The following is a 4,385-nucleotide window of genomic DNA, read 5'->3' on the forward strand; positions in this document are numbered from 1 at the left end:
CCGTATGACGCGACTTCTTCGATCGGACCGGCCTCGGGTACCTTGAACAAGGTCGTGTAGCTCATTTCGCCCCCGCCTCGATCGCCACCACATGCCGCCGCCATGCCGTAGACCACACTCTACCAGCCACGTCACGCAGCTCCCGCGCCGCTAGCACCTCGTCCCAGCTGATCCCGTCAACGCCGTCGAGGTACGCGAGCAATAGGCCGGTTGCCTCAACGCGTCGTTCCTTCCACTCGTTCAGCGCGTCCAGTCGCGCCTTGGCCCGTTTTTCGAGGTAGGTCATCCTTCGCTCCTTCCCTGCCCGGCTGCGCCACACCGACATACCGACTCGCGTTCTCGATCCCGCATCCAGTGCCACCGCTTTGTTGGTCTACCGCAGTAGCAGCACGGGATCTCCGACAGCTCGGCCGCTGGCGCCTGCGTACCGGTGCCGTATGTTTCGTAGCATCGTCCGCACATCACGTGGTCGTGCTCGTCAGGCGGTCGAGGCACCGTACGCTCGCACTGCACGATCCACATGTGCTCGCCTTCGATCTCGCGTAGCTCCACCACCTCGATTGCCCGAAGACGGTAGCGCGCTGCCCACGGCGGCAAGAACACGGCTGGCCACCATGTTGGGACGTTGAACCGATCCTCCGCCTCGACTACTCGCCACATGAAGGCCCACTGATCGCTATTGCACACGACCGTTTGGGTCTGCTGCAGATCTTGGTATCGAAACTTGAACGTGACCCACAGTTGATCGAAGATGGATCGACAGGATATCTGCCAGTCCTCAAGGATCGCGATATCGTCGCCCGGCTGAATACCGCACGTCAACGGCGTGCCGTCAAAGCGCAGCCACCGGCCGTCAACGCAACGGGGCACGAGCTCATGGTGACCTTCCGGCCGTACCGCGATCTCTGCCGTACGACCTTTCCGTATCGCGTCCAGCTCGGCCGTAGTCGCTACGTGTACTTGATCGGTCATAGCTCCTGCCTTCCCTGCCTCACGCCCCGTAGGAACGCCATGGCAAGCCGATCCCGCGATACCGCACCCCGTACGTACCCGGTTACCGTATCGCGCCGTAGGTTGCGATCCACGGTGCTACGGTGGATACCAAGCCGCTTGGCCAGCTTGCGGGAGCTGCGACGCTGCATACCGTCGCGGATTGAACGTAGCTCGGTACCGGTCATGGCTATTCGCCCGTTACGGGATTGACTAGACGCAGATCCAGCCCGTCGCCTTCGGTACCTGCTAACACGATTTCCTTGACTACCTGATGAACTCGACCGTCGGGCATCAGCAGGTTGCGTCTTTGAAGCTCGCTAACCGAGCCGACGAACGCGCTATAGGCAGGGTCGCGGCATATCTGGACAAGATCATAGACAGCAAGCGCGCCAGCCGCATCTTTCATTAGCGCGCCTAGCGAGGTAGTTACTCCGGCTACCGTACCCTCATGGGCCTCGATCCCGGTTCTGAGGGTTACTGTTCGATTTCCCGGTCCATCCATTTGATCACCTCACAGACGCAACGGCATGATCACCGCCACGTAGTCTTCACCGATCTCCCCGGTCGACGGATCGAACGGCCGTACGCACGTTGGGTCGAGCTCGCCGTTGAACTCCAGCCGCACGTGGTCACCGGGTACGTGCTCCAGCGCAGCAAGAAAGTAGACGGAGCTAAGGGCCGTCGTGAAGTCGTCGCCGTCGGGATCGTAGTCCACCTCGATCGTCTCGTCCGCTTCGCCGAATTCGTCCCGCGTCGCAGATATCGCCAGCTCGCCCGATCGCAGCTCCAGCTTGACGCAGTGGTTCGGCCTGTCCGCCATGAGCGAGACACGCCGTACGACCTCGGTTAGGTGCGACAGCTCGACCGTCACGGCCCGGTCGACCGTGGCGGGGATCACGCGTTGCCACGCTGGGAACGGCTGTCCGGTTTCCCTGGCCGAGACGATCGCCTGGCCAATCCGTACGAACCACACGCCCTTGACCGTAGCGATCTCGCAGTCGCCTTCTACGTCCGATAGCACGTCGCAGAACAGCAGCCGCCCGGTGGGTGGAATCGTATCCACGTCGCCCGGCTGCCACGTACACGCGGCGTCGGCCTTGTGTAGCCGGTGCCCGTCGGTAGATACGACCGTCAGGGTCTCGCCGTTGCTTTCGACCTTCATGTTCGTAAGGTGCGAGCGGGCCTGGTTCGAGCCGTGAGCGCTTCCACCGCGACGTAGTAGCCCCGATAGCATGGGCGCCGAGATCGCCGCATACGCTTCGTCTGGCGGCGTCTCAACGGCAACCACGCCCTCGGTCGAGTACGTAACCAGTCGGAACCGCGAAGACCCGGCTACGATCTTGGCGTGGCTCCCGTCGATGGTAAGCGTGACCGGGCTATCGGCGAGGTTCTTTACCACGTCGTATGCGTCACGCGCAGCCACGGCTACGGCGCCCGATTCACGTACCTCGGCCCTGTGGCGCTGGCGTACCGAAACGGTGAGGTCGCTCGCGACGATCTCTGCCTCGCCCATGAATGCCGCGATCTTGACTAGCGGTAGCTTCCCGCTACCCGCCGCAACTCTGGCCAGCTTCAGCGCGCCAAGTAGAGATTCTCGTTCTATCGTCAGGTCCATACGTGCCTCCGTGCTAACTCTGTGACAGCCAAGCTGTGCAACGTCAACCGGCTAAATGAAAGTGGCGCCCGGCCGGTTGGGGGACTGGGACGCGGCCGAGCGCCGTGGAGGAAAGCAGTAGTAACATGACCGCGGTGCTACTGGCTGTCAACGGGTAAATGCCCGACCCATGGAGGGACGGCTCCACCCGCGACGGAAAGGAGCCGGGTCGGGCGGATCCAGGGTACCGCAGTCGTAGGCAAAACACTAGGCCGACGGCTTGATTGCCGTGTCGGGGAACATGGTTGCCTGCAGCGTGATCGCCATGGACAAGGCGAAGACGAGGCACTGGCCGAGTTGTCCGGCAAGCTGTAGCCGCGGCGTCTCTTTTTTGGCGGCCATGCTTAGTAGCCACTCGCCGTCACCCGCGTCCTCCAACACCATGACGAAGTCTTCCGATTCGCGTCGCCATTCATGCTCAAGCGACGGGGTAAACCCAAAGTCGCGCAGTAGTTGATCGACTGATACGGTCATAGCCATTCCCTCCATAGATCCGGCGCCTCCCAGACGTAGCGGCCGGGAGTGATCTTGAAGCCGTCAGGCGGTCCTACCAGCGCGGTACGGCGCCCATGCGGCGTAATCGTCCATGTGTAGTCGCGGCGCCGTCGCGCACACCCCTCCCGTGCTAGTACGCGTAGTGTTTTAAGCTGGGCCCAGTAGGTATGCGGCTGGACGTGCGTGCCGTCCTTGGGTCGCCGTTCGATCGCCCAACGCTTGTACATGTAGTCCAGCGTGCGCCACTGTGCCTCGTTGAGGATACGACGGGTTAGCTCAGGTGAGCGGCTCATCGTCCAATACTCCAGCCAGCGCCGTCTGCTGCGTTACGAAGGAGGTCATTAGCGACGGGTGACGCTGCGACATGATCACGATCGCGCATGCCATTGGACCGCCGTACCGTGCGTCACCGAACGCCACGCGGCCGGGAATGAACCGGACCTCGCTACGGATCGCGTACCGGTGCCACCACCGCTGATCGGCCTTGACCGGTACGAGGAANNTCCTCGCGCGTAACTTGCCACGCCTTGCTGGTAAACGCCTGCAACGCTTCGGCGTCGAACGGTGGATTGCACCATACCCGCTCGCCGTGCCAGTTCTGTAGCAGCCCGTTGGTCTCGCGCGTGTAGTAGCGCTTGCACAGGGCGTTTGTATCAGACGCAGCTACGTCTACCGTAAACGCGAACTCAGCGTGTAGCGGTCGGTAGATCCAGCCCGGCGTAGACCATTCGACCGATGCAGCCGGTAGCATGCAGCCACGGCTCGGTTGCTCGGTTGGCTCCCAGAATGCGCCTTGGTCGGTCACGGCTTCCTGATCTTCGTCGACCCAAGCAGCACCGGAACGGCCAGCTCGATCGCCGCGTCGAGGTCGTCGGTATCCGGCCCGGCCATCAACCCGTTGCGACAGCTGGGGCAAAGCAGCGCCTCGCCATTCGCTGCTTCGTCAAGCAGGGCGTACCGTACCGTTGGCCCGTCAACCGGCTCAAAGTCGCGGCCGAGCTTGGCCACGTCAATCGCCTGTCCCGGCTCCATGTTGACCCAGCCCAGGATCTTCTTCTCCGCCGGGCAGATCAGCGCGATGCGAATCATTGGTATCCTCCGTCTGTCCTATGTGCTCGGCCGGCATGCCAAAGTGCAGCCGTACTACGTCGTCAAGGTAGTCGGTCAACGCGAGCCCATGAGTAAGCGCGAACTGTCGCAGCAGGTCGTACAGGTCACGGGCTATCGTGGCCGACGTGCGGGC

The 4,385-nt window shown here is 62.5% G+C and carries 5 protein-coding genes; all 5 read right to left on the reverse strand.

The features are described from left to right. Positions 1–61: 61 nt before the first annotated feature. The 5 genes from GTN70_07905 to GTN70_07925 all read right to left on the reverse strand — a co-directional run bounded on the left by GTN70_07905 (position 62) and on the right by GTN70_07925 (position 4,231). The gene (locus tag GTN70_07905; protein NIO16908.1) at positions 62–286 is read right to left on the reverse strand and encodes a hypothetical protein; all 225 of its coding nucleotides are present in this window, start codon (positions 284–286) and stop codon (positions 62–64) included. Positions 287–1,504: 1,218 nt separating this feature from the next. Continuing rightward, positions 1,505–2,608, reverse strand: a complete 1,104-nt coding sequence (gene dnaN / locus GTN70_07910; GenBank protein ID NIO16909.1) for a DNA polymerase III subunit beta — start codon at positions 2,606–2,608, stop codon at positions 1,505–1,507. A gap of 246 nt (positions 2,609–2,854) precedes the next feature. After that, positions 2,855–3,121 (reverse strand): hypothetical protein, encoded by a 267-nt coding sequence (locus tag GTN70_07915; protein ID NIO16910.1) that lies wholly within the window; start codon positions 3,119–3,121, stop codon positions 2,855–2,857. Between the two features lie 466 nt (positions 3,122–3,587). Continuing rightward, a complete protein-coding gene (locus GTN70_07920) occupies positions 3,588–3,947 on the reverse strand; it encodes a hypothetical protein (protein ID NIO16911.1) in 360 nt (119 codons plus the stop codon). Further along, a complete protein-coding gene (locus GTN70_07925; protein NIO16912.1) occupies positions 3,944–4,231 on the reverse strand; it encodes a hypothetical protein in 288 nt (95 codons plus the stop codon). Before GTN70_07925 ends, GTN70_07920 begins: the two co-directional genes overlap by 4 nt. Between the last annotated feature and the right edge of the window lie 154 nt (positions 4,232–4,385).

It is taken from the genome of Deltaproteobacteria bacterium (assembly GCA_011773515.1).
Classification (GTDB): Bacteria; Desulfobacterota; Deferrimicrobia; order J040; family J040; genus WVXK01.